General features: G+C 64.1%; 19 protein-coding genes. 13 read left to right on the top strand and 6 right to left on the bottom strand.

Translation table 11 applies throughout. The features are described from left to right. Positions 1 to 62: 62 nt before the first annotated feature. Together QA640_RS42025 and ugpB are read right to left on the bottom strand one after the other, a co-directional pair. Complete coding sequence (locus QA640_RS42025; protein ID WP_283038462.1) at positions 63 to 1,685, bottom strand: ABC transporter substrate-binding protein; 1,623 nt, start codon at positions 1,683 to 1,685, stop codon at positions 63 to 65. Positions 1,686 to 1,911: 226 nt separating this feature from the next. Further along, a complete protein-coding gene (gene ugpB / locus QA640_RS42030) occupies positions 1,912 to 3,252 on the bottom strand; it encodes a sn-glycerol-3-phosphate ABC transporter substrate-binding protein UgpB (protein ID WP_283038463.1) in 1,341 nt (446 codons plus the stop codon). Between the two features lie 215 nt (positions 3,253 to 3,467). Here ugpB and QA640_RS42035 point away from each other — a divergent pair, with 215 nt between their 5' ends. The 10 genes from QA640_RS42035 (at position 3,468) to QA640_RS42080 (ending at position 14,987) form a co-directional block, all read left to right on the top strand. Continuing rightward, positions 3,468 to 4,463 (top strand): TRAP transporter substrate-binding protein, encoded by a 996-nt coding sequence (locus tag QA640_RS42035; protein ID WP_283038464.1) that lies wholly within the window; start codon positions 3,468 to 3,470, stop codon positions 4,461 to 4,463. Between the two features lie 6 nt (positions 4,464 to 4,469). Further along, positions 4,470 to 6,548, top strand: a complete 2,079-nt coding sequence (locus QA640_RS42040) for an ATP-binding protein (protein WP_283038465.1) — start codon at positions 4,470 to 4,472, stop codon at positions 6,546 to 6,548. After that, entirely contained in the window at positions 6,518 to 8,266 is a 1,749-nt protein-coding gene (locus QA640_RS42045) for a DUF3369 domain-containing protein (protein WP_283038466.1), read from the top strand. The genes QA640_RS42040 and QA640_RS42045 overlap by 31 nt, the downstream gene beginning before the upstream one ends. 24 nt (positions 8,267 to 8,290) lie before the next feature. After that, on the top strand, positions 8,291 to 9,028 hold the full coding sequence (locus QA640_RS42050; RefSeq protein WP_283038467.1) for a response regulator: 738 nt from the start codon (positions 8,291 to 8,293) through the stop codon (positions 9,026 to 9,028). Positions 9,029 to 9,360: 332 nt separating this feature from the next. Next, a complete protein-coding gene (locus QA640_RS42055; protein WP_283038468.1) occupies positions 9,361 to 9,972 on the top strand; it encodes a sigma-70 family RNA polymerase sigma factor in 612 nt (203 codons plus the stop codon). A 471-nt stretch (positions 9,973 to 10,443) separates the two neighbouring features. Next, a complete protein-coding gene (locus QA640_RS42060; RefSeq protein WP_283038469.1) occupies positions 10,444 to 11,142 on the top strand; it encodes a cytochrome c biogenesis protein CcdA in 699 nt (232 codons plus the stop codon). A gap of 29 nt (positions 11,143 to 11,171) precedes the next feature. Further along, a complete protein-coding gene (locus tag QA640_RS42065) occupies positions 11,172 to 11,735 on the top strand; it encodes a thioredoxin family protein (protein ID WP_283038470.1) in 564 nt (187 codons plus the stop codon). A gap of 115 nt (positions 11,736 to 11,850) precedes the next feature. Beyond that, entirely contained in the window at positions 11,851 to 12,837 is a 987-nt protein-coding gene (locus QA640_RS42070) for a hypothetical protein (RefSeq protein ID WP_283038471.1), read from the top strand. Positions 12,838 to 13,222: 385 nt separating this feature from the next. Continuing rightward, positions 13,223 to 13,816 carry a L,D-transpeptidase gene (locus QA640_RS42075; protein ID WP_283038472.1) on the top strand — a complete coding sequence of 198 codons (594 nt, stop codon included), beginning with the start codon at positions 13,223 to 13,225 and terminating at the stop codon, positions 13,814 to 13,816. Positions 13,817 to 13,949: 133 nt separating this feature from the next. After that, positions 13,950 to 14,987 carry an amino acid ABC transporter substrate-binding protein gene (locus QA640_RS42080; protein WP_283038473.1) on the top strand — a complete coding sequence of 346 codons (1,038 nt, stop codon included), beginning with the start codon at positions 13,950 to 13,952 and terminating at the stop codon, positions 14,985 to 14,987. A 263-nt stretch (positions 14,988 to 15,250) separates the two neighbouring features. Here the strand turns inward: QA640_RS42080 and QA640_RS42085 are convergent, their stop codons facing one another. After that, positions 15,251 to 16,390 (bottom strand): acyl-CoA dehydrogenase family protein, encoded by a 1,140-nt coding sequence (locus QA640_RS42085; RefSeq protein WP_283038474.1) that lies wholly within the window; start codon positions 16,388 to 16,390, stop codon positions 15,251 to 15,253. 139 nt (positions 16,391 to 16,529) lie between these two features. Then, a complete protein-coding gene (locus QA640_RS42090) occupies positions 16,530 to 17,744 on the bottom strand; it encodes an acyl-CoA dehydrogenase family protein (protein ID WP_283038475.1) in 1,215 nt (404 codons plus the stop codon). A gap of 157 nt (positions 17,745 to 17,901) precedes the next feature. Between QA640_RS42090 and QA640_RS42095 the strand changes: the two genes are divergently transcribed. Together QA640_RS42095 and QA640_RS42100 are read left to right on the top strand one after the other, a co-directional pair. Next, positions 17,902 to 18,447, top strand: coding sequence for a carboxymuconolactone decarboxylase family protein (locus QA640_RS42095; protein WP_283038476.1), 546 nt, complete (start codon positions 17,902 to 17,904; stop codon positions 18,445 to 18,447). Between the two features lie 310 nt (positions 18,448 to 18,757). Next, complete coding sequence (locus tag QA640_RS42100; protein WP_283038477.1) at positions 18,758 to 19,252, top strand: VOC family protein; 495 nt, start codon at positions 18,758 to 18,760, stop codon at positions 19,250 to 19,252. A 143-nt stretch (positions 19,253 to 19,395) separates the two neighbouring features. Here QA640_RS42100 and QA640_RS42105 read toward each other — a convergent pair whose 3' ends face one another. Then, on the bottom strand, positions 19,396 to 20,643 hold the full coding sequence (locus tag QA640_RS42105; RefSeq protein ID WP_283038478.1) for an MFS transporter: 1,248 nt from the start codon (positions 20,641 to 20,643) through the stop codon (positions 19,396 to 19,398). Positions 20,644 to 20,830: 187 nt separating this feature from the next. Here QA640_RS42105 and QA640_RS42110 point away from each other — a divergent pair, with 187 nt between their 5' ends. Continuing rightward, a complete protein-coding gene (locus QA640_RS42110) occupies positions 20,831 to 22,900 on the top strand; it encodes a prolyl oligopeptidase family serine peptidase (protein WP_283038479.1) in 2,070 nt (689 codons plus the stop codon). Between the two features lie 222 nt (positions 22,901 to 23,122). Here the strand turns inward: QA640_RS42110 and QA640_RS42115 are convergent, their stop codons facing one another. After that, positions 23,123 to 23,797: a DUF938 domain-containing protein gene (locus QA640_RS42115; protein WP_283038480.1), complete on the bottom strand. Its 675-nt coding sequence runs from the start codon at positions 23,795 to 23,797 to the stop codon at positions 23,123 to 23,125. Positions 23,798 to 23,879 lie beyond the last annotated feature (82 nt).

The following is a 23,879-nucleotide window of genomic DNA, read 5'->3' on the forward strand; positions in this document are numbered from 1 at the left end:
GCGCTCGCCACTTGCTCCGCTGCGCTCCCTCCCCCCTGCGTGCTCACCTCACCCATGACAGCTCACCCCTTCGCCATGGCGCGGTAGTCGAGGCGGCGGTGGAACCAGTATTGATAGCCCGAGACGTTCTTCTGCATCGCGACGTTGACGAAGGGCTGGTAGAGCGGGATGCGCGGCACCTCGGCGAAGGCGAGATCGACGAAGCCCTTCACGTCGGCATCATAGGTTGACTTGTCACCGATGGCGGCCGCCGTGCGCGCGCCGTCGATGAGCTTGTCCATCTCGGGCGATTTGTAGCTCATGGTGTTGAAGACGGAATTGTTGCCGTGATAGCACCAGTAGAAGAAGTACTCGGGGTAATCGAGCCAGCCCGAGAACACGTTGGTGAACAGCGGCATCTCCTTCTTGTTCAGCTCGGTGCGCCAGTTGGCGCCGGGCACTTTGTTGATCGTGGTCTTGATGCCGAGCTGCGCGAGGCTCTCCTGCACCAGCACGCAGAGCGGCTCGTTGACCCCTGCGAAATTGAGGTCGAACGAGATCGTCGTCTCGAAGCCGTTGGCGTAGCCGGCCTCGGCGAGCAACGCCTTCGCCTTCTCCATGTCGGTGCTGTATTTGTGCGGCTGTGGCCAGGCGACCTCCGTCGCCTTGTCGGCGGCCGCGCCGAACATGGGATTGCCGAGCCCGAACAGCACGGCATCCATGATCTTCTGGTACGGCATCGCATAGGCCATCGCCTGCCGGACCTTGGGATTGTCGAACGGCGGCTTGGTCACGTTCATGCCGATGTACTGGATGCCGTTGGAGAACGGCAGCGACACCACGTTGAGCTTGCCGTTCGCCTTCATCTCCTGAAAGTCCTTGAACGGCAGCTCGTAGGAGATGTCGGCGTCGCCGCGCTCGAGCAGCGCACGGCGGTTGCCGGCCTGCGGCACCATGCGCCAGATCACGCGCCTGATCTTCGGCAAAGGGCCGCCGACCCAATCCTCATTGCGCTCCATCACGACTTCAGTGCCGGCGGTCCACTTCGTTACCTTGTAGGCGCCGGAGCCCGCGGTCTGCTGCTTGGTGTATTCAAGGCCCCAGGGATCCTTCTCGCTCGCGTTCTTCTTCACGAGCTCCGAATTGACGACGCAGGGCACGATGACGGCGAGATCGGGAATCGTCAGGCGATCCTTCTTGAGGAAATCGACTCGCACCGTGTCATCGTCGACCACGACGAACTGCTCGGGCTTGGTCAGCGAGCCCGCGCTCATCTGGAAGGTCGGGAAGCCGCCAACGCTGACTGCGCGATCGAGCGACCACTTCACGTCCTTCGCGGTGACCGGCGTGCCGTCGTGGAATTTGGCGCTCTTCTTCAGCTTGAAAGTGACCGACATGTCGGAGATCTTCATGTCGTCGGCGAGCTCGCCCTTGAACTTGTCGCGGTCGTAGTAAGGTACGCCGCCGGGACCGCTCTTCATCTCGTGGCTGATCAGGCGGTCGTAACAATTCCAGGACACTTCATAGCCGGGCACGTTGGTGCCGACGCCGTGGATGTCGAGATTGTTGGGACCGCCCTCGGAGACGATCAGCAGCGTCTCCGAGCGCGCATCGGCCTTGGCCGCGGAGATCACGTGCGGCGCGGCCGGGAGCACTGCGCCGGCTGCCAATCCAGAAACGGATTTGAGGAAATCGCGGCGCTTCATGGCAATGCTCCAACGCAAAAGGCTTTTGGTTGGAACAGGCTTCGCAAGGTTCGTGCCAAAGCTTAACGAGATGCTAAGGCGCGACTAACCGACTGACATAGCGATAGAAAATTCTAAAACGCCGCAGCAATGAGGCAGGTTTCGCGGCTGCGAATTGCATACAGAGAACCTATTCTGCTCATCAAATAGGCCAATTTGGCGAACGCATTCAGATTGGGCAGCTCAGCTACCGCTCAGGGCTGGCGCGTTCGAACTGGCGGAGCAGCTTGTTGCCTCGCTCGGCTGCGGAATCCATCGCCGTCTGGGCCTCCTTCTTGCCGGCAAAGGCCTGCTCCAGCTCATCCTCGATGACGCCGCGGATCAGCACGAAGGAGCCGAGCCGGATGCCCTTCGAGTTCTCGGTCGGCGGATGCAGCGTGATCTCCTCGAAGGAGATCGCGGTGCCGGGGTTGCGCTCGTAAAAGCCCTGTGCGCGCGTCAGCTCGAAGGCGGCTCGGGTGATCGGCAGGTAGCCGGTGTTCTGGTGCCAGGCTGCCTGCACGCCCGGCTGCGACAGATAAGCGAAGAATCTTGCGACGCCCTTGTACTCGTCGCGCGGACGGTCGCGCAGCACCCACAGCGTGGCGCCGCCGATGATCGAGTTCTGCGGCGCACCCTTCACATCCGGCCAGTACGGCATCATGCCATAGCCGACCTCGAACTTCGAATTGGCCTTGATGTCGGCGCGCGTCGCCGAGGAGCCGATGAAGATGCCGCATTCGCCCTTCTGGAAGCGTGGCTCGGCCGACTGGCCGCGGCCGCTATAGTCGAACACCTTGTCCTTCTGCCACTCGCTGAGCTGCGCGACGTGATGCACGACGACCGGATTATTGATCCGCAATTCCGCATCCAGTCCGCCAAAGCCGTTCGCCTTGGTCGCCAGCGGCAGATCGTGAAACGCCGAGAGATTCTCGACGTGAATCCAGGACGGCCAGGACGTGGTGAAGCCACACGGCGCCCCACCCTCGCGCAGACGCTTAGCGGCAGCCCCAAGCTCCGGCCAGGTCTTTGGCGGCGTCTGCGGATCGAGGCCGGCGTCACGGAACATGGCCTTGTTGTAGTAGAGGATCGGCGTCGAGGCGTTGAACGGAAACGACAGCAGATTGCCGGCCGCGTCCGAGTAATAGCCATATACGGCCGGCAGATAGGCGCCGGGCGAGAACGGCTCGTTCTGATCCTTCATCAGGCTGAACACCGGATAGATCGCGCCCTTGGCCGCGGTCATGGTGGCGGTCGCCACCTCGTTGACCTGGACGATCGCCGGCTGGCCGCGCGAGCGAAAGGCGAAGATCGCCGCCGTCACCGTCTCGGTGTAGTTGCCCTTGTAACTCGGCACGATCCGGTAGTCGGATTGCGAGGCGTTGAAATCGGAAGCGAGCTTCTCCAACTGACGGCCAAGCTCGCCGGACATCGCGTGCCAAAGCTGGATGTCGGTCGCGGCGCGGGCCGGCGAGGCCGGGACGATCGACACCAAGGCGAGGGCCGCTGAGACGGCGATGATCTGCAAAAGACGCAAGGCTGCAACCACGATCGTTCATCCCGTCTCGCGCCGACAAAGGCGGCTTTTGCCCCGCACCTGCTTAAGACGCAGCATTGCTGGTTTCAATCAGGAAAAGAATTGGCCGCGCTGCACAATCGACCCGCTTCGATGCTCGAGGAGCAGGATGGCCTTCCCCCGCCCTTCTGCTAGATTGCATTGAACCTTTTCATCCCGCCATAGACTCCATCACTGAGGGATTAAGTGTGCCAGTGTTGAGCCGTGCCGAACTCTCGCGGACCGGAGTGGTTTTCGTCGTGCTCTTGTTCGCGATGTGCGCGACGGGAGCGTTTGCGCGCGAATTTCGCGCCGCCGACACCCAGACCGAGAATTACCCAACCGTCCAGGCGCTGCGTTACATGGGCGCCCTGATCGCGGAACGCACCGGCGGCCGGCATGAGGTCAAGGTGTTTCACTCCCGCCAGCTCGGCGAGGAGAAGGAGACGATCGAGCAGACCCGGGTTGGCGCGATCGACCTCAACCGGACCAACGTGGCGCTGATCGGCAACTTCGTCCCGGCGATGAATGTGCTGGCCATGCCGTTCCTGTTCCGCTCCATCGAACACATGCAGAAAGTGCTGGATGGACCGATCGGCAGCGAAATCCTCGGCAGCTTCGAACCTTTCGGCTTCGTGGGCCTTGCCTTCTACGATTCCGGCGCTCGGTCGATCTACAACGGCGTCCGGCCGGTGAAGAGCGTGGCCGACCTCAGGGGCCTGCGGATCCGCGTGCAGCAATCGGAGTTGATGTCGGCGATGATCCGCTCGCTCGGCGCCGAGCCGGTCGAACTACCCTACGGGCAGGTGCTCACGGGCCTCGCGACCCGTCTGATCGACGGTGCTGAAAACAACTGGCCGTCCTTCGTGACCACGGACCATTACAAATATGCAGGTTACTACACGCTCACCGAACACACGATGAGCCCGGAGGTGCTGGTGATGTCGCTGAAGGCGTGGCGGAGCCTGTCGGAGGAGGACCAGCAGATTTTCCGCGAGGCCGCGCGACGCTCCAGCCACTTCATGCGCGAGAAGTGGCGCGATCTGGAGGGGCAGTCGCTGCGCAAGGCGGAAGCTGCCGGCGTCGCCGTCGTCAGGGATATCGACCGCAAGCCGTTCGAGGATGCGATGGCCCCCATCTACGCCAAGGCCGCGCAGGACCCCGCCGCGGCCGCGCTGATCGGACGCATTCGCAAGGTGGAGTGAGGCCTCTTGGCAGCGCTTGGACACAGCGAGCAGAAGGAAAGGCCGCCCGGCCCGGTCGGACGCGTGCGCGCCCGCCTCGTCGGCCTGCTGCGCGCCGTCCCGATCCGCTGGCGCATCCTGTCGATCGCCGCGCTGAACTCCGCCGTGGTCGTCGTGCTGGTGGCGATGATCTGGAACGGAGCGCAGGTGCTGGCCTCCGCCTGGGACGATGTCCGCCAGGTGCGCGAGTCCGACAAGATCCTGGCGCTGCTCGAAAGCGAGACCGGGCGCCTGCAAAACCTTATCCATCGCTACATCAACCAGCCGAGCCCGGACCTGTTCGCCGAGATCCTGCTGCTCCGCGAGGCCGTGCTGGGTACGCTGACCAACCGCGCCGCCAAGGACCCGATGCTGTCGGGCTCGGTCGAGGAGCTCGAGCGCACCACCGAACGCTTCCTCAACGGTTTTGGCGAATTGCGCAGCGTGCAGGCGACCATCGCCAAGACCTATGAGGAGCAGGTGCAGGGCCCCGCCAAGGACATGGCGGGTCTTTATTCCATTATCGAAGGCGCCACAGGCCATCGCGATGCGCTGATCTGGCCCTCGCTCGGCAAGTCCCGCGAAGCCTTCACCGCCATGCTGGTCGCGGCCAACTCCTATTATCTCTCGCTCTCGCCGGCCGCGGCCGAGGACGCCCGCCGCAACACCGAGACGATCGAGAAGACGATCCCGGTGATGCGGGATCTCGCCGACAACGATCTTCAGCGCATGGCGCTGGAAAAGCTCGCCACTCGCACCGCCGCGCTGCGCGAGGGCTTTGCAAACCTCTCCGAGCAGCTCACCAGCCGCACCGAGCTCCTGCGCAACACCATCGACGCGAGCCAGGCCGAGGCGATCGGCGCCATCGACGACCTCTCGACCAAGATGCGCCAGCGCGAGCAGCGCGCGCAGGAGACGTTCGACCGCACGCTGTCGGACATTTCTCGCCGAGTCCTCTCAATTGCGGTGATCTTCCTCGGCATCATCCTCACCGTCGGCGTGCTGATCGCGCTGTCGATCCGGCTGCCATTGCAGCAGATCATGACGGCGATGCGCGCGATCACGATCGGCGATCTCGACCGCGAGGTGCAGGGCATCACGGCGCGCGACGAGGTCGGCGCGATGGCGCGCGCCGTGGAGGTGTTCCGCGAGAATGCGATCGCCAAGCGCCAGACCGAGGACGAGTTGCGCGCCTCGAAGGAGAAGGCCGAGAGCGCGCTCCTGGAGCTCAACACCGCGCAGCAGAACCTGATCGACGCCGAGCGCCTCGCCGCGCTCGGCGGCCTCGTTGCCGGCGTCGCCCACGAGGTCAACAACCCGATCGGCATCAGCCTCACGGTTGCCTCCAGTTTCGCCCGGCGCAGCGAGATTTTCGAGGCGCAGCTCAAAGGCGACGGCGCCTTGCGCCGCTCGCAGCTCGAGGAGTTCGTGCAGTCCTCACGCGACGCCTCGCAGCAGCTCGTCGCCAACCTCCAGCGCGCCGGCGAACTGATCCAGTCGTTCAAGCAGGTCGCGGTCGACCGCTCCCATGCCGAGCGGCGGCAGTTCTCGCTCAGCGAGGCCACCGACCAGATCATCGCGAGCCTGCGCCCGGTGCTGAAGCGCTCGCCGATCACGCTCAACGTCGACGTGCCCGAGGGCCTGCTGCTCGACGGCTATCCCGGCTCCTATGGCCAGATCCTGACCAACCTGTTCCTCAACGCCGCCAACCACGCCTTCGCCGGCGGCCGCGCCGGCACCATCTCGATCTCGGCACGGCCGCGCGGGTCTGATGACATCGAGATCAGCTTTGCCGACGACGGCGCCGGCATGACGCCGGACGTGCAGCGGCAGGCCTTTGACCCTTTCTTTACCACCCGGCGCAATGAAGGCGGCACGGGTCTCGGCCTCCATATCGTCTATAACCTGGTCACCCAGCAGCTCGGCGGGCGGATGATGCTGGAATCCAAGCTGGGACAAGGCACCACTTTTCGCATTATCATGCCTCGGGTCGCCAAGGGCGGCGCGCAAAGCACAGAGATTGACGGGACTTCTCAATGGCCGAACAGGACGATGTCCTCCACCTGATTGACGACACCGCCACCGCGGCGGAGGATACGACTGCGCGGAAATGGAAGATCGCCGTCATCGACGACGATCCCGCCGTGCATGACGGCACCCGCTTCGCGCTGTCGGACTACAGCCTGAACGGCCAGGGTCTCGAAATCCTCTCCGCCTATTCGGCCGCCGAGGGCCGCAAACTGATGCGCGAGCACCACGACATCGCCGCCGTGCTGCTCGACGTCATCATGGAGACGGATGTCGCGGGGCTCGAGCTCGTCGAATTCATCCGCAACGAGGTCCGGAACGAGACCGTCCGTATCATCCTGCGCACGGGACAGCCGGGCCAGGCGCCGGAGCGGCGCGTCATCGTTCAGTACGACATCAACGACTACAAGGCGAAGACCGAGCTCACCGCCGACAAGCTCTTCACCTCGCTGACCGCGGCGCTGCGCTCCTATCAGCAGCTCGAGCGCATGATGCAGACCCGGCGCGGCCTCGAGATCATCATCGACGCCGCCTCCACCCTCTACGACTTCAAGTCGATGCAGCGGCTCGCCGAGGGCGTGCTGACCCAGCTCGCCTCCCTGCTCAACGTCGACTGTGCCGGTATATTGGTCCTGCGCGACAATGGCGGAACGGCGGGCGCGGAGCTGTCGGTGCTGGCGGGCTCCGGCTGCTACAGCCGCTTCATCGGCACCACCACCTCGAAAGCGCTCGACCCCGATCTGCGCGCGCTCGTGGAAGCCGCCTTCCAGCGCCGCAAGAACGAATTCGCCGACCACCACAGCGTGATCTATCTGCGCACCGGCAGCGGCCGCGAGGTCGTCGTGCTCCTGCAGGCCGAGCGCGACCTGTCGGAGACCGACCGCTCGCTGGTCGAGATCTTCTCCAGCCGGCTCTCGATCGCCTTCGACAACGTCATCCTCTATCAGCAACTCCAGGACGCCAATACTCAGCTCGAGGACCGCGTCGCCCAGCGCACCCGCGCGCTGATGCAGGCGAACCGAAGGCTTTCGGCGCAGTGGCTGCGGCTGCAGCGCGCCAACGGCTTCAAGAACGAGATTCTGGGCACCGTTGCGCACGACCTGAAGAATCCGCTCGGCGTCATCCTCGGCCGCACCGAGATGCTGAAGGAGCTGATCACCACGGGCGCCTCGAGCGGCAGCGTCACCGGCCAGGTCGATCACATCCGCGACGCCACCAAGCGCCTGACCACGATGGTCGATCACCTGATCTCGGACGCGATGGCAGATGCTTTCGATATCACGATCCGCCGCGAGCCGGTTGACGTCGCCTCCCTGGTGCAGGAGGTCGCCGAGGCCAACCAGCCGCTCGCCGTCAACAAGCAGCAGACCATCGGCGTCACCGCGCCGGCCAACATCGTCACGATGTGCGACACCGACCGCATCCGCGAGGCGATCGACAATCTGATCAGCAACGCAATCAAGTACAGTCCGATCGGCGGCAAGATCAGCGTGACCGTCACGCATGAGGGCAACGACACCGTCATTCGCGTCAACGACGATGGCGCGGGCCTGTCGCCGGAGGATCTCGGCCGCCTGTTCGGCCGGTTCCAGCGGCTTTCCGCCAAGCCGACCGCCGGCGAGAGCTCGACGGGCCTTGGGCTTTCCATCGTCAAGCGTATTATCGACATGCATGGCGGCGAGGTGACCGCCGAGAGCGACGGCCCCGGCAAGGGCTCGACTTTCACCATCACGCTGCCCGCGACCGAAATGCCATAGCCTGAACGCCAAGATCTGGATGCCATGACCCAAAGCCAGCACATCATGATCGTCGACGACGAGGCCCCGGCCCGCGAAATGGTCGGCGATTACCTCAAGATGCACGGCTTCACCGTGACGCTGTGCGACGGCGGCAAGTCCTTGCGCACCGCGATCCAGGGCAGCATGCCCGATCTCGTCGTGCTCGATCTCAACATGCCCGAGGAAGACGGCCTGTCGATCATCCGCGACCTCAAGAGTCGCATCAACGTGCCGGTGATCATGCTGACGGCGACCGCGAGTCCGATCGACCGCGTCGTCGGCCTCGAGCTCGGCGCCGACGATTATGTGGCGAAGCCGTGCGAGCTGCGCGAATTGATGGCACGCATCCGCTCGGTGCTGCGACGGAGCGCGCCGGTGAAAGCCGTGGCGGCGGAAACCACCACGGCGAAGTCGGACAAGGATCAGCTGGTGCGCTTCGGCACCAAATGGCTGGATCTCGAAGCGCAGGCGCTGCGCGACGACGAAGGCAACGAGCACCCGCTGACCGCATCGGAATTCGGACTGCTCAAGGTGTTTGCGGCCAATCCGAAGCGCGTGCTGTCGCGCGAGCGTCTCCTGGAGCTCGCCAATGCGCGCGACGCCGAGGCCTTCGACCGTGCGGTCGATCTGCGCATCATGCGCATCCGCCGCAAGATCGAGCCCGACCCGACCAAGCCCGCCGTGATCCGCACGATCAGGGGCGGCGGCTATCTGTTCTCGCCCGGCGGCGAGAAGGCGTAGCGTCAATCGAAATAGACGAGGCCGTAGACGCAGGACTTCGCGGCCATTGCTCTTCGGATGCGCTCATGACGCGCCCAGCCAAAAAGGAGCGGCGGAGAACGCGGAAGCCAAAGATTCGTTCCCGCCCGCAAAATCCGCACCCCCGTAAATACCGTATATTGAAATGATTGGCTTTTTTGCCCCGAATGTTTCGTCGCAGTCTTCGCGACGAAACAATTTGGCGGCGCACGAAACCATTTTCCGCTTGTCGCGCAGACGTCCCGAAACGCTGGCTCTTTAACACTTTGATCCTAGGAAACGCCGCCCGGTTGCGGCGCTACGGGGAGCCAGTCATGCAGAACGTCGTCGCCATCAACGCCCAGGCATCCCAGGGCATCATTGCCGCTCAGGCGACCTCGGACGAAATGCTTCTGGAGAGCATTGCCGACGGCAACCGGACCGCCATGCACATGCTGTACTGCCGTCACAATGTGCGGGTGTACCGCTTCATCCTGCGCATCGTGCGCGACGCCACCACGGCCGAAGACCTCGTGAGCCAGGTCTTCCTGGACGTGTGGCGGACCGCCAGCCAATTCCAGGGCCGCTCGCAGGTTTCGACCTGGCTGCTCTCGATCGCCCGCTTCAAGGCGCTGACCGCGATGCGCCAGCGCCGCTTCGAGGACATCGATCAGGAAGACGTGCGCCAGATTCCGGACGAGCACGACACGCCGGAAACCGCTCTCGACCGCAACGACACCAGCGCGATCCTGCGCGCCTGCGTGGCGAAGCTGTCGCCGGCGCACCGCGAGATCATCAACCTCGTCTACTATCACGAGAAATCGGTGGAGGAGGTCGGCCAGATCATCGGCATTCCCCAGAGCACGGTGAAGACCCGGATGTTCTACGCCCGCAAGCAACTCGCCGATTTGCTTAAGGGTGCCGGCATCGACCGCTTTGCCGCCTAAAGATTTGTGATTTCAAAGTGATAGGACCTGTCCATCGGTCCTGTCTCGGGGCACGAAAGCGTTACCGCAGACGAAACAATTGAAACAAACCACAACATCAGGCGGAAGAACTTCCTTGCTATAAACCTCTCCTACGGTTTGCTTAAACCTCCCAGGGACCTCCAACGACCCGGACGGGATGCCCCCCACCGGGTCGTTTTCTATTTGGGGGTGGCGGGACCGCAAGCCACAGGGTCGATGCACCTCTCCCGCTTGCGGGGGAGGTCGGCGCGAAGCGCCGGGTGGGGGCTCTCTCCACATTGGGAGTGTCCATTGTGGAGACACCCCCACCCCACCCCAGCCCTCCCCCGCAAGCGGGAGAGGGAGCGCACCATCGATGCAGCCGCAATTCCCGTCACGAAGGCGTGACGCCACGTAACGACTGCAGCATCCGGCCCGAAACAACCTCGTGAACCCATCCATGAGGGCCCGATGCTCGACCTGATCTTTGCTGTCCTTGCCGGCGTCCTCACCATCGCCGCGCCGTGCACGCTGCCGGTGCTGCCGATCCTGCTTGGCGCATCGATCGGCCGCGCCGGGTACTTGCGGCCCGGGATGATCGCGCTGGGTTTCGTCGTCTCGTTTTCCGCGACCGCGCTGCTGCTCGGCGCGATCACGCACCTGTTCGATTTCGATCCGAACGTGCTGCGCGAGGCCGCCGCTGTTCTCCTGCTCGGCTTCGGCCTGCTGATGCTGTGGCCGGCGCCGTTCGAGTGGCTTGCGATCCGGTTTCATGGCTGGCTTGATCTCGGCGCATCGAAAACGGCGGCGCGCGGCGGCGCGCTCGGCGGGCTGGTGCTCGGCACCACGCTTGGCCTGGTCTGGACGCCCTGCGCAGGGCCCGTGCTCGGCTCGATCCTCACCCTCGTTGCGACCTCGAAGAACCTCGCCTGGGCCGGCACGCTGCTGATCGGCTACGCGATCGGCGCGGCGCTGCCGATGCTCGCCATCGCCTATGGCGGACAGGTCGTGACCACGCGCGTGCGCGCCATCGCGCGCGTCTCTCCCCGTTTGCAGCAGGTGTTTGGTGTCATCGTGATCGCCTTCGCCCTCGCCGCCTACTTCCAATACGACACGCTGATCGTGGCGTGGCTCACCGGCTTCTATCCCACCGGCCAGATCGGCCTGTGATCGCTCACATCTCAACAGAGGACACTTCCATGACTTTCAAGTTGCTCGCTGTCTCCGCCGCCCTAACCGGCATGGCCCTCACCGGCGCCGTCATTCCCGGCATCTGCGACGAGACCGCGCGCGTCGTGCCCGTTGTCACCGCCGCCGCAAGCCAGCAGATCGCGCCGGACTTCACTGGCATCAGCAACTGGTTCAACTCAAAGCCGCTGAGCCTCGCCGATCTCCGCGGCAAGCTGGTGCTGGTGGATTTCTGGACCTATGGCTGCGTCAACTGCGTCAACACGCTGCCGCATGTCACCGAGCTCTACGCCAAATACAGGGACAAGGGCCTTGTCGTGGTCGGCGTGCACACGCCGGAATTTCCGTTCGAGCGCTCAGCTTCCAACGTGCAGGCCGCGCTCAAGCGTCATGGCATTAGCTATCCGGTGGCGCAGGACAACGACTCCCGGACCTGGAATGCCTATCACAATCAGTATTGGCCGGCGCAATACATCATCGACCAGTCCGGCCGCATCGTGTTCGAGCACGCCGGCGAGGGCCGCTATGACGAGATCGACCGCACGGTCGCGCGCCTGCTGAACGCCGATAGCTGACGCCGCAGCGACGTCACGTGGCTGATGTCTTGGCCGGTTCCAGCCTGCCGCCGTTGTTGCTTGACTCCACGGATGCGTCCGTGGAGTTTCTTGCCGACGGAATCGGCCGCCCGACATGGACGACGCGACCACCAGCAACGACATCCGCCTTCGTGAAGGTTCCTCAATTGCGCAGCGGCTGGTGATCGCCGGCTTCGCGGCAATCGTTTCCCTGTGCTTCACGCCAGGCCTGTTCGCGCACGATGTCCTGGAACTGATCATCTCCGTGGTCGCGCTGCTGCTCGGAGCGGCGTTCATCGGCGGCGTCATGCTCGCACCTGCGGTGGTTTGGATCATCACGCCGAATGAAATCCTGATCGGGCGCCAGCGTCCGTTCGGACGGCTCCGCACCAGGATCGTCGCGAAAGATGACATCGCGCAACTGCAGGTCCAAGGACAGGTCCAGGGACGCAAGGCTTCCACGACGCGCTTCCACCTGGCCTTCACGCTGGCTTCGGGGGAGCGCCTGACCTCTCCGCCGATCTCCGACGTCACGCATGTCCACGACACGGTTGCACGGGTCGCCGCGCAGTTCGGCGTTCCCAATGTCGAGGCGCCGATCAATCCGCTCGATGCCGCCAATCCCGAGATGCATCTCGGCGAGCCCGTCGAGCCGTTCTCCAGCAGGGACATCAGGATCGTTGCCTTGATCGTCGTCGGATTATCCGCCGTGCCCTACGCCTACAAACTCTGGCGTGGCCTGTCGCCAGGCCCGATCGACATCATGCTGCTGCCGATAGGCGCGATCGCCGCGTTCGCCGTCTACAGATATGCCAATCTCGTCACCGGCGCCTTCTGGGTCATCCGGCAAGGCGATATTCGCGTTGAACGCTTGTCGGGCGACGGCCAGCTGCGCGCGGACCATATCGAGGGGCGCGACGTCGAGACGATCGCGGTCGAGCGCCGCGGCAGGTCGGAGGACGAGCACTGTATCGTCGCGATCAGACTGCTATCAGGACAAAAGTTTCGCAGCCCCCGCATCGGCTCGCGGCAAGAGGCCCGCGCGGTAGGCGTCGAAATCGTCCGGCGGCTCGGGATCAAGCCTGAGAACAACAAGATCTAGCTGGCGTCCAGTGCCAATTGCCGAAGTTGATGTCATCCCGAGTTCGATCTGAGCCTCTCGCGCTTGCGGGAGAGGTCGGCGCGACCGGGCGATGCGAAGCATCGTCCCGCGCGCCGGGTGAGGGTTCTTTCCTCTTGGGGAGTGTCCCATTGCGGAAACACCCTCTCCCCAACCCTCTCCCGCAAGCGGGAGAGGGAGCGCACCACCACCGCGGTACCATTCTGGGCTTTTCGCGCCATCCCCCTGTTCGTGGCATTGATCCTCGTCAAAAAACCAAAGCATTCTCATGACATACCGGCCGGGCTCGCCCAAAACTTGCCATGAACTTGCCCCTGAGATTTGATGCGACCGAATGATTTGCGCTGTGGCAGCGGGAGAGCTTGAAATGACGGATTTTCGTCGCCTGACTGGGATATTGATCACCACACTCGGCCTGATCCTCTCCACCTCATACGCCTCCGCGCAGCAGCCCGATCGCGGCGACGAGCCGGGCCTGATCGCGGATGACAGCTACGAACTCGATCCGGAATGGCAGAAGCAGGTCGTGTACTACCGCACGACCGAGGCGCCGGGCACCATCATCATCTCGACCTCGGAGCGTCACCTCTATCTGGTCCAGCCCGGCGGGCGCGCGATCCGCTACGGCATCGGCGTCGGCCGCGACGGTTTCCAGTGGCAGGGGCTGCTGAACATCACCAACAAGAAGGAATGGCCGGACTGGACGCCGCCGCCGGAGATGATCCAGCGCCAACCATATCTGCCGCGTTTCATGGCCGGCGGCCCCGGCAACCCGCTCGGCGCACGCGCCATGTATCTCGGCACCACGGTCTACCGCATCCACGGCACCAACCGGCCTGACACGATCGGCACCAAGGTGTCGTCGGGCTGCTTCCGTCTCGTCAATAATGACGTCGCTGACCTTTATGACCGCGTCCCGGTCGGGACCAAGGTGGTCGTGCGGCAGAAGCCCGAACTCTAAGGTTATCGTTTCAGCATGATCTTTCCGGAAAGCCCTTCGCACTTTGCGCTAGCGCGGCCCTCCGGATCCTGATCATGCTTCCCGCCTTCGCAACACTTTCTTTTCTTCCCGATTATTTCGAGAGAGACAAATCATGCGCACTTTTCGAGGCGGCCTGCTGATCGGGCTCGCTGTCGCCGTCCTGGTCGGCGCTTTGGCCGTTGTCTACGAAATGTACGACACCCGCACGCTGAAGCGCACGGTCCGGCGCGGCGAGGTCTTCTGCGGCGTCAATAAGGGCCTGCCGGGCTTCTCCATCCCCGACGACAAGGGTAACTGGACCGGTTTTGACGTCGATTTCTGTCGCGCGGTGGCAGCCGCCATCTTCAACGATCCGAGCAAGGCCAAGTTCATTCCGCTCGATGCCAATGAGCGTTTCAAGGAATTGCAGAGCCGGAAAGTCGACATTCTCTCGCGCAACTCGACCTGGAGCATGGCGCGCGAGCTCGACTACGACCTCTATTTCCCGGCCGTCGCCTATTACGACGGCGAAGGTTTCATGCTGCCCCGCTCCCGCAACAAGGAGACCGCGCTGGACCTGACCGGCAGCAAGGTCTGCGTACAGTCGGGCACGACGACGGCCCTCAACCTCGCCGACTACTTCCGTGCCAACAACATGAAGTATGAAGAGGTGAAGTTCGACAAGCTCGAGGACGTGGTGAAGGCGTACGACAGCGGCAAGTGCGATACGCTGACCGCCGACGTCTCCCAGCTCTACGCGCTCCGTCTCAACCTTTCCAAGCCCGGCGACCACATGATCCTGCCGGACATGATCTCCAAGGAGCCGCTCGCGCCCGTGGTGCGCCAGCGCGACGACGACTGGATGATGATCGTGAAGTGGACGCTCTACGCCATGATCAACGCCGAGGAGCTCGGCATCACCTCGGAGAACATCGACGAAGCCCTGAAGTCGAAGAAGCCCGAAGTGATGCGCCTGGTCGGCACCGAAGGCAATTACGGCGAGCAGCTCGGCCTCACCAAGGATTGGGCCGTGCGCATCATCCGCCACGTCGGCAATTACGGCGAGATGTATGAGCGCAATATCGGCGAGAAATCCAGGCTGAAGATCCCGCGCGGCATGAACCAGCTCTGGAACGCGGGTGGCGTGCAGTACGCGCCGCCGATGCGGTAACGACATCCTCCTTCGTCATTGCGAGGAGCAAAGCGACGAAGCAATCCAGACTGCCTCCGCGGAAAGATTCTGGATTGCTTCGCTGCGCTCGCAATGACGAGATTGGGGCAACGCCTTCCACACTCTCAACTGTCATCGCCCGGCTTGACCGGGCGATCCAGTACGCCGCGGCCTCTTCGTAGATCACTGCTGCCTCTGGAATACCGGGTCGCCCGGTCAAGCCGGGCGACGACACCGATTGTGAGGCGCTCTCCCGCCGCGCCTCAATACCCCCGCGCCCGCGCCAGCTGCTCGGCATGGTAATTCGCATCACCAAACAACTCCTCACAGACCCGGGCGCGCTTCATGAAGAAGCCGATGTCGAACTGGTCGGTCATGCCCATGCCGCCATGCATCTGCACGCCTTCCTGCACCGCGCGGGTGGCGGTGGTGCCGGCGCGCGCCTTGGCGACCGCGACGGCTGAGGCGGCCTTGGCGACGTCGGCATCGAGCGCCTGCATCGCCTTCATCACCGCAGCGCGGGTGATCTCGATGTCGACATAGAGCTCCGCGGCGCGGTGCTGAAGCGCCTGGAATTCGCCGATCAGCTTGCCGAACTGCTTGCGCTGCTTCAGGTACTCGACGGTGCGGCCGAATACCTCTTCACTGAGACCCACCATTTCGGAGGCGACCGCCCCGCGGCCGATATCGAGCACGCCGTCGAGCAGGCCTGCACCCTGATCGACCTCGCCAATCACGCTATCGGCATTGACCTCGACATTGTTGAACTCGATGCGCGCCGCATTATGCGCATCGACCATGATGGTGCGCTCGACGGCAACGCCCTTGGCCGCAGGGTTGACCAGGAACAACGTCAGTCCCTCGCGCTCGCCGGCAGCCCCCGCCGTGCGCGCCGCGACGATCAACAAGTCGGCGACATGGCCGTCGACGACCAGCGCCTTGGCGCCGGAGAGCCTGAAGCCGTTGCCAGCGCGCACGGCTTGCAAGCTGGTCTGGAGCGGCCGGTGCTTGGCGCCCTCGTCGACCGCGAGGCTCGCGAGCAGCGAGCCGTTCGAGATCTTCGGCAAATAGTCCGACTTCTGCGCGGCATTGCCGCCCCGCATGAGCGCGGAAGCCGCGACCACGCTGGTCGCCAGGAATGGCGACGGCATCAGCGTGCGGCCGATCTCCTCCATGACGATTCCGGCTTCGACGCAGCCGAGACCGCTGCCGCCGAATTCTTCCGGCACGAGCAGGCCGGCAAAGCCCATCTCGGCGAAGGATTGCCAGAGCTCCTTGGAGAAGCCGGTCGGGTCCTTGGAGTCGCGCAAGTGCCGCAGATGCGACACCGGTGCCTTGTCGCTGATCAGCCCGCGCGCAGAGTCGCGGAGCATCGATTGTTCTTCGGTGAGGACGAGGGCCATGGTGGATTCCAACAAAGTTCTGTTCGGACTGGTTTCGGTGTTGATCCTCATGGTGAGGAGGCGCAAAGCGCCGTCTCGAATCATGAGGCCGTCCTTCGAGATGCGGCCTAATGGCCGCTCCTCAGGACGAGGACTTCTCTTAAGCCCCCGGCAGATCGAGGATGCGCTTGGCGACGATCCCGAGCATCACCTCGCTGGTGCCGCCCTCGATCGAGTTGGCCTTGGTGCGCAGCCAGGCGCGCGGGCGGGCGCCTTGCCTGGAACGCTCGCTTTCCCATTCCAGCGCGTCGACGCCGCCCGCCGACATCAGGATCTCGTAGCGGCGCTTGTTGAGCTCGGTGCCGTAATATTTCATCGCGGAGGAGAACGCGGGGTGCGCCTGCCCCGCCTTGGCGAGATCGACCGCGCGCTCGGCGCAGGCTGCAAGCGCCGCTTCGTCAACATCGAAACTCGCGATCCGGCCGCGCAGCATGGCATCGTCGAGCTTGCCTTGCGCATCGGTTCCGATCGTATCAGCGGCGATCTGGCCGAGCGGTCGGCCGACGCCTCGCTCGCCCATGCCCGAGATCATCGCGCGCTCGTGCTGCAACAGATATTTCGCGACGTCCCAGCCGCGGTTGACGGCGCCGACGACATGCGATTTCGGCACGCGGACATTGTCGAAGAAAGTCTCGCAGAACGGCGAGTAGCCGGAGATCAGCAGGATCGGCTTGGTCGAGACGCCCTTCGAGGTCATGTCGAACAGGATGAAGCTGATGCCGTCATGCTTCTTCGCGGCGGGATCGGTACGCACCAGGCAGAAGATCCAGTCGGCATAGTTGGCGTAGGACGTCCAGATCTTCTGGCCGGTGATGACGAAGTCGTCGCCGTCGCTCTCCGCGCGGGTCTGGAGCGAAGCGAGATCCGAGCCGGCGTTCGGCTCGGAATAGCCCTGGCACCAGCGGATCAGGCCGGCCGCGATCTTTGGCAGATGCTCCTTCTTCTGCGCCTCGGTGCCGTATTTCAGTAGCGCCGGCCCGAGCATCCAGATGCCGAAACTCGACAGCGGCGGCCGCGCGCCGATTTTTGCCATTTCCGCGCGCAGCACCTTGTGCTCGGCAGCGCTTAAGGCCCGGCCGCCATATTCCTTCGGCCAGTCCGGCACGGTCCAGCCCTTGTCGCGCATGCGTTCGAACCAGACGCGCTGCGGCTCGGACGAAAATTTCGCGTTACGCCCGCCCCAGAACACGTCGGCGTCGGAGGCTGCGGGCTTGCGCATCTCGGGCGGGCAGTTGGCCTCCAGCCAGGCGCGCGTCTCGTTGCGGAATGTTTCGAGCTCCGCCGTCTCAGCATCAGGCGTCGTGGAATCAGTCATGGGTCGTTTCCATCATTCAAATTCGACTGGTTGCGCGCGACTCTGGGCCATCGCATCGCGGAATTCAACCTATTCCGTTGCAGCCGGCTACTCACGGCGGACGGCACTCGGCTATAGTCGCCGAAAGGCGAGGCTTGAAAACACAGAGGAAACGACGATGCGCCTGAAGTTACTTTCGCCTGGCGAAATGAGCGACGACCAGCGGCAGACCTACGACGAGTCGATCGCCGGAAAACGCGGCAAGCCACCGGCGCCGATGATGGCCTGGCTCAACAGCCCGGAGATGGCGCGCCACGCGACGCGGCTCGGCGAGGTCATGCGCTTCAACACCGTATTTCCCGCAAAACTTTCGGAGATCGCAATCCTGGTCACGGCGCGGCACTGGACTGCGCATTACGAATGGTACGCGCATAAGCGCCTGGCGTTGCTAGGCGGCATGAAGCCAGAGATCATCGATGCGATCCGCGACCGCCGTACGCCAGAGTTCGACGATCCCAAGGGCAAGATGATCTATGATGTAGCGAAGTCGCTGCACGAGGCGTATGGGCTCGCCAAGGGCCTCTACGACGAGGCGGTCAAGCTGCTCGGCGAGCGCGGGCTCGTCGAGGTGATCGGCCTGTGCGGCTACTACACGCTGGTATCGATGACACTGAACACGTTCGAATTCGATCTGCCGGAGGGTGAGGTCTCGGAGTTGAGCTAAAAGCGCGATGAGATTGGTTCGATTGATACCGCGAAGGTGGTGCGCTCCCTCTCCCGCTTGCGGGAGAGGGTTGGGGTGAGGGTGCTTCCGCAATGGGACACTCCCCGTGCGGAGAGAGAGCCCCACCCGGCGCTTCGCGCCGACCTCCCCCGCAAGCGGGAGAGGTTGACCGAGCCCGCGGCTCAATCGAGTCAACCTAAGGCTATCGCGCTCTAACTAATTGCCGATCCGGAAACGCTGGGTTTCGGGATAGGCCAGTACCGCTGTCTTGGAACAGCCACTATGTCGAGCGGACACACGGAGCAACCACATGTCACCCAATCCCGCCGTCAATGCCGGCACTCGCATCGGCCATGTTCACCTGAAAGTCGCCGATCTCGATCGCGCGCTCGGTTTCTATTGCGGTGTGCTCGGCTTCGAGCTGATGCAGCGCATGGGCTCGGGCGCCGCCTTCATCTCGGCCGGCGGCTATCATCACCACATCGGGCTCAACACCTGGGAGAGCAAGGGCGGCTCACCGCCGCCGCCGGGCACGACCGGGCTCTATCACACCGCGATCCTCTACCCGACGCGGCCGGCGCTGGCCGATGCGCTGCATCGCGTGCTCACGGCCGGCATCGCGCTGGATGGCGCGAGCGACCATGGCGTGTCCGAGGCGCTTTACTTGCGCGATCCCGACGAGAACGGCGTCGAGCTCTATTGGGATCGGCCGAAAGAGCAATGGCCGCGCACGCCGGACGGCAAGCTTGCGATGTTCACCAAGCGGCTGGACCTGGAGGATTTGCTGAAGCAGCGGGAAGGATAACTCCGCAGGGTGGGGCAAAGCGGCTTGTCCGTCGTAGCTCGAAGAGCGAAGGCGGAAGCGTGCCCACTAATTCTTGTGAGGCAATGGAGAATAAATGGTGGGCACGGCGCTACGCGCCTCTGCCCACCCTGCGACTCATCGCTTCAGATCGCGTCGGGAAATTCGCCCATCGCGGCTTCGAGCCGCGCCTTGCGGCGGCGCGCATAGGAGGCGAACGAGAGGACGGCAAGGCCCAGCACCACCGGCGGGAATACGACCATGTTGACCGCCGACCAGCCATAATTGGCGAGCAACTGCCCCGAGGAGAACGAGCCGATCGCCATCATGCCGAAGACGAGGAAATCGTTGAAGGCCTGCACCTTGTTGCGTTCGCTGGGGCGGTGCGTCTCCAGCACCAGCGCGGAGGCGCCGATGAAGGAGAAATTCCAGCCCACGCCGAGCACGATCAGCGTCGCCCAGAAATGCATCGCGGTGATGCCGGAAAGGCCGATCGCCGCGGCGCCCGCCTCCAGCAAGAGGCCGGTCGCGACGATCTTCGGGGCCCCGAAGCGCGCGATCAGCGCTCCCGTGAAAAAGCTCGGGCCATACATGGCGACGATGTGCCACTGGATGCCGAAATTGGAATCGCTGACGCTGAGGCCACAGAGCTTCATGGCAAGCGGCGCCGAGGTCATCACCAGGTTCATCATGGGATAGGCGATGACCCCGCACAGCGCGGCGGCGATAAAGCGGGGCTGCCGTACGATGCGCCATAACGGCCGTCCGCCATGGAGATCAGCGGGCGCAGGCTTTGGCATATCGACGCCGGCGACGATGCCCATCGCGATCAGGGCGACCGCCGCCTGCACCACGAAGCTGAAGGCGAACAGGTAGGGCAGCCAGACGTCCATGGTCCACTGCACGAGCTGCGGACCGAGCACGCCGGCGAACACGCCGCCCGCCATCACCCAGGACACCGCCTTCGGCCGGTAGGCCGCGCTGGCGCCGTCGGCAGCGGCGAAGCGATACGATTGCGCCACCGAGCCATAGAGACCGCCGAGGAAGGTCGCGATGCAAAACAGCGCGAACGAGCCGTTGAGGATCGCGAACGAGCCGACGAGACCGGTGAGCGTGCCGCAGGCGGTGCCGATGGTGAAGGCCATGCGGCGGCCGAAGCGGCGCGAGATCGCTCCAGTCGGCAAGGTCCCTGCGGCAAGGCCCAGCACATACATCGACAGCGGCACGGTCGCGAGCGATATGTCGGGCGCGAGCGTCGCGCCGACGATCGAGCCGGTGGCGAAGATCACGGCCGAGTTGGCGCCGGTCAGCGCCTGCGCCGCCGCAAGACGCACCACATTGGCGCGCACCCGAGTGTCGTCGGCAATCTCGTCGGCTGAAGTCACGTCTAACATCGGCATTTCCGCCCGGCGGCGCTCGTTGATTTGCCGGCACTATGGAGGGACGCAGCGGCGCAGACAACCGGCGCAAACGAGCGCAGGCCATGCCGAGGGCGCAATTGGACAGCATCTAGCAGGCCACGGTATCAAAGGTTTGCGCTCGATCAACCTCGCCTTGCAAGTTCGCTCCGGAGTTCGGACCATGCCCGTTGACGACAGGCCTACGCTCGCGGCTCCCGACGACGATCCCTATCTCTGGCTCGAAGAGGTCGAAGGCGAGCGGGCGCTCGACTTCGTCGAGCGGCAGAATCGCCTGACGCTGGACAAGTTCGGCGGCCCGGCGTTCGAGCGCGACCGCGATATACTGGCAGGAATCTACGACCGGCCGGACAACATTCCCTATGTCGGGCGCAGCGGCGGCCTGCTCTACAATCTCTGGAAGGATGCGAACCACCCGCGCGGCCTGTGGCGGCGAACCACGCCGGAGGAGTTTCGAAAATCCGATCCAGGCTGGGAGGTGCTGCTCGATATCGACCAGCTTGCGGCCAGCGAAGGTGAAGATTGGCTGCTGAGCTGGACAGCCTCGCGGCCGAATTATTCGCGCTTCATCCTTAGCCTGTCGCGCGGCGGCAGCGACGCCGTCACCTTGCGCGAATTCGACGGCGAGACGAAAAGCTTCGTGACGAATGGCTTTGTCCTGCCGGAGGCGAAAAGCAGCGTGGATTGGTTCGATCCGGATACGCTGTTGCTCACCAGTGCCCACGGCGAAGGGATGGCCACGACCTCCGGCTATGCCAGGACAATTCGATCATGGCGGCGCGGTCAAGCCGTCGATCAAGCGCCTGTAATTTTTGAAACCACCGCTGACCATATGCGGGTCTACGGCAGCGTCGACGACACGGCTGCGGCGCCGCGGGCCTGGATCGTCGATCAAATCGACTTCTTCAATTTCGTGATCTGGCTGCGGGACGAGGCCGGCGCGATGACGAAGCTCGATCTGCCCACAGACGTCTGGATGCAGGCGCACGGCGACTGGTTCGCCATGAAGCTGCGCCAGCCTTGGTCCATTGCCGGACGAACCTATGCGGCAGACGTCGTGCTCGGCATCCGGCTGTCGGCTTTCCTGGCGGGCAGCCGCGATTTCGCGGTTCTGTTCGAGCCCGGTCCCCGGCGCGCATTGCAGGGCTTCTTCTGGGCCGGAGGCAAACTCGTGCTGTCGATTCTCGACGAGTTGCGGCCGGGGTTCGAAGTCTGCACGCCGTCGGCAAGCGGCTGGAGCCGCGAGGCGCTGCGCGGACTTCCCGATATCGGCGTCGTCGAGGTCTGGCGCTTCGATCATCATGAATCCGAAAGCAATGGCGATCTGCTTGCCAACGTCCAGGATCCGCTTACACCGTCGTCGCTGATGCTGCTCGAGCGGGGCGTCGCCAGCCCGACCGTGCTCAAGCAGGCGCCGAAGACGTTCACCGCCGATGGGCTCTTGGTCACCCAGCACGAGGCCATCTCCGTTGGCGGCGAGCGCATCCCCTATGTGCAGACCGGGCCCGCTGGTGAGACCGGCGAAGCGCCGGTCTATATGACCGCCTATGGCGGCTTCGCTCTCTCGGTGAAGCCGTACTACAATCCGGCGCTCGGCAGGCTGTGGCTGGAGCGCGGCGGCACCATGGTGCAGGCGAATTTGCGCGGCGGCGGCGAGTTCGGGACGCGCTGGCATGATGGCGGGCGGTTTGCCGGCAAGCGGCTGTCGCATGATGATTTCGCGGCGGTCGCCGCCGATCTCGTGCGCCGCGGCGTCACGCAGGCCAAGCGCATCGCGGCGCAGGGAGGATCGAACGGCGGTATCCTCATCACCAACATGCTGACGCGGTACCCCGAGCGTTTCGGCGCGCTGTTCTGCACAATCCCGCTGATCGACATGCGCCGCTACACAAAGCTGCTCGCGGGCGCGAGCTGGATCGCGGAATATGGCGACCCTGACAAACCCGAGGACTGGGAGTGGCTGAAGACCTATTCGGCCTATCATGCCGCAAAGCCCGGCCAACCCTATCCGCCGATCCTGATCGCCACCACGCGGCGCGACGATCGCGTCCATCCGGGACACGCGCGCAAGATGGCGGCGAAACTCCAGGCGATGGGCTACGAGGCCTGGTTCTACGAGCCGGCCGCGGGCGGTCATGGCTATGGCAAGGACAACAAGGAGCGCGCCGGCTTCCAGGTGCTCGGCTTTGAATTTTTGAAAAGCAGGATCGGCTGGCACGACGGCGAGACGTGAGGACGTCGCCCTCTAAGCTTCGGTGGTGCATCACTGTGTGAGGCGGGCACCATTCCGTCATTCCCTCCCCCCTTGCGGGGCAGGGGCAGGGAGGGGGGTAGCCACGAACTCCGACCTCACCCGGGCTACCCCTCCCCAACCCTCCCCCGCAAGGGGGGAGGGAGCGCAGCGGAGCAAGGGGCGACGGCTTCCCTTTCTTCGGAGCGAGAGGAGCGCGCCCACTCAACCTCGCGCGAACACCAGTGTGAGATTGTTGGCGGGCATGTCGATGAGATCGATCAGGCGCAGGCCTGCATGTTGTGCGAGCTTCTCGACGTCGGCGAGATCGCGCACGCCCCATTCCGCATTGCCTTCGCGCAAGGAAGTGTCGAACACGGCGTTGCTGAGCGCGGTGTGCTTGCCGTCGCGCTTGAAGGGACCGTAGAGGAACAGCGTGCCGCCGGGCCGCAAATAACGGCCCGCGCCGGCGAACAGGCCCTCGGCCACGTTCCACGGCGCGATGTGGATGACGTTGGCGCAGAACACCGCCGCGAGATCCTTCGGCCCCTCGCCGCTCTTCATCTCCGGACACCAGTCGGGGTCGGACAGATCGACCCGCAACGGCGATCGGATGTTTTGCAGGCCGGAATGGAGGCGCCAGGCCTCGATGCTCTTCAGATGCCGCGGATTGAGGTCGCTCGGCCACCAGACGAGATCGGGCGTATGGCGGGCGAAATGGACCACATGCTGGCCGGTTCCGCTGCCGACCTCGACCACGTCGCCGAGGCGGCCAGCCAGGTGCTTCTCCAGCGCCGCCCAGATCGGCTCGTGATTGCGATGGAACGCGGGCGCATCGAGCCGCCCATCGGGCTCGACGCGCCCGCCGTCCTTGCCAAATTCGACGACATATTCAGCCAAATGAGGCCCCCGAAAAAACGAGAACGCGATAAAAACGCCACTGGACGCTGAAAACGCCCTGGTCCGACAGGGCCGAATCTGC

The organism is Bradyrhizobium sp. CB82, assembly GCF_029714405.1.
GTDB lineage: Bacteria > Pseudomonadota > Alphaproteobacteria > Rhizobiales > Xanthobacteraceae > Bradyrhizobium.

What these genes read in the sequence shown, in the direction of transcription:
- QA640_RS42100 (WP_283038477.1), top strand. Translation starts at nt 18,758, where the DNA reads ATGTCACCCAATCCCGCCGTCAATGCCGGCACTCGCATCGGCCATGTT.
- QA640_RS42055 (WP_283038468.1), top strand. Translation starts at nt 9,361, where the DNA reads ATGCAGAACGTCGTCGCCATCAACGCCCAGGCATCCCAGGGCATCATT.
- QA640_RS42105 (WP_283038478.1), bottom strand. Translation starts at nt 20,643, where the DNA reads ATGTTAGACGTGACTTCAGCCGACGAGATTGCCGACGACACTCGGGTG.
- QA640_RS42050 (WP_283038467.1), top strand. Translation starts at nt 8,291, where the DNA reads ATGACCCAAAGCCAGCACATCATGATCGTCGACGACGAGGCCCCGGCC.
- QA640_RS42060 (WP_283038469.1), top strand. Translation starts at nt 10,444, where the DNA reads ATGCTCGACCTGATCTTTGCTGTCCTTGCCGGCGTCCTCACCATCGCC.
- QA640_RS42070 (WP_283038471.1), top strand. Translation starts at nt 11,851, where the DNA reads ATGGACGACGCGACCACCAGCAACGACATCCGCCTTCGTGAAGGTTCC.
- QA640_RS42085 (WP_283038474.1), bottom strand. Translation starts at nt 16,390, where the DNA reads ATGGCCCTCGTCCTCACCGAAGAACAATCGATGCTCCGCGACTCTGCG.
- QA640_RS42110 (WP_283038479.1), top strand. Translation starts at nt 20,831, where the DNA reads ATGCCCGTTGACGACAGGCCTACGCTCGCGGCTCCCGACGACGATCCC.
- QA640_RS42080 (WP_283038473.1), top strand. Translation starts at nt 13,950, where the DNA reads ATGCGCACTTTTCGAGGCGGCCTGCTGATCGGGCTCGCTGTCGCCGTC.
- QA640_RS42090 (WP_283038475.1), bottom strand. Translation starts at nt 17,744, where the DNA reads ATGACTGATTCCACGACGCCTGATGCTGAGACGGCGGAGCTCGAAACA.
- QA640_RS42025 (WP_283038462.1), bottom strand. Translation starts at nt 1,685, where the DNA reads ATGAAGCGCCGCGATTTCCTCAAATCCGTTTCTGGATTGGCAGCCGGC.
- QA640_RS42045 (WP_283038466.1), top strand. Translation starts at nt 6,518, where the DNA reads ATGGCCGAACAGGACGATGTCCTCCACCTGATTGACGACACCGCCACC.
- QA640_RS42065 (WP_283038470.1), top strand. Translation starts at nt 11,172, where the DNA reads ATGACTTTCAAGTTGCTCGCTGTCTCCGCCGCCCTAACCGGCATGGCC.
- QA640_RS42075 (WP_283038472.1), top strand. Translation starts at nt 13,223, where the DNA reads ATGACGGATTTTCGTCGCCTGACTGGGATATTGATCACCACACTCGGC.
- QA640_RS42095 (WP_283038476.1), top strand. Translation starts at nt 17,902, where the DNA reads ATGCGCCTGAAGTTACTTTCGCCTGGCGAAATGAGCGACGACCAGCGG.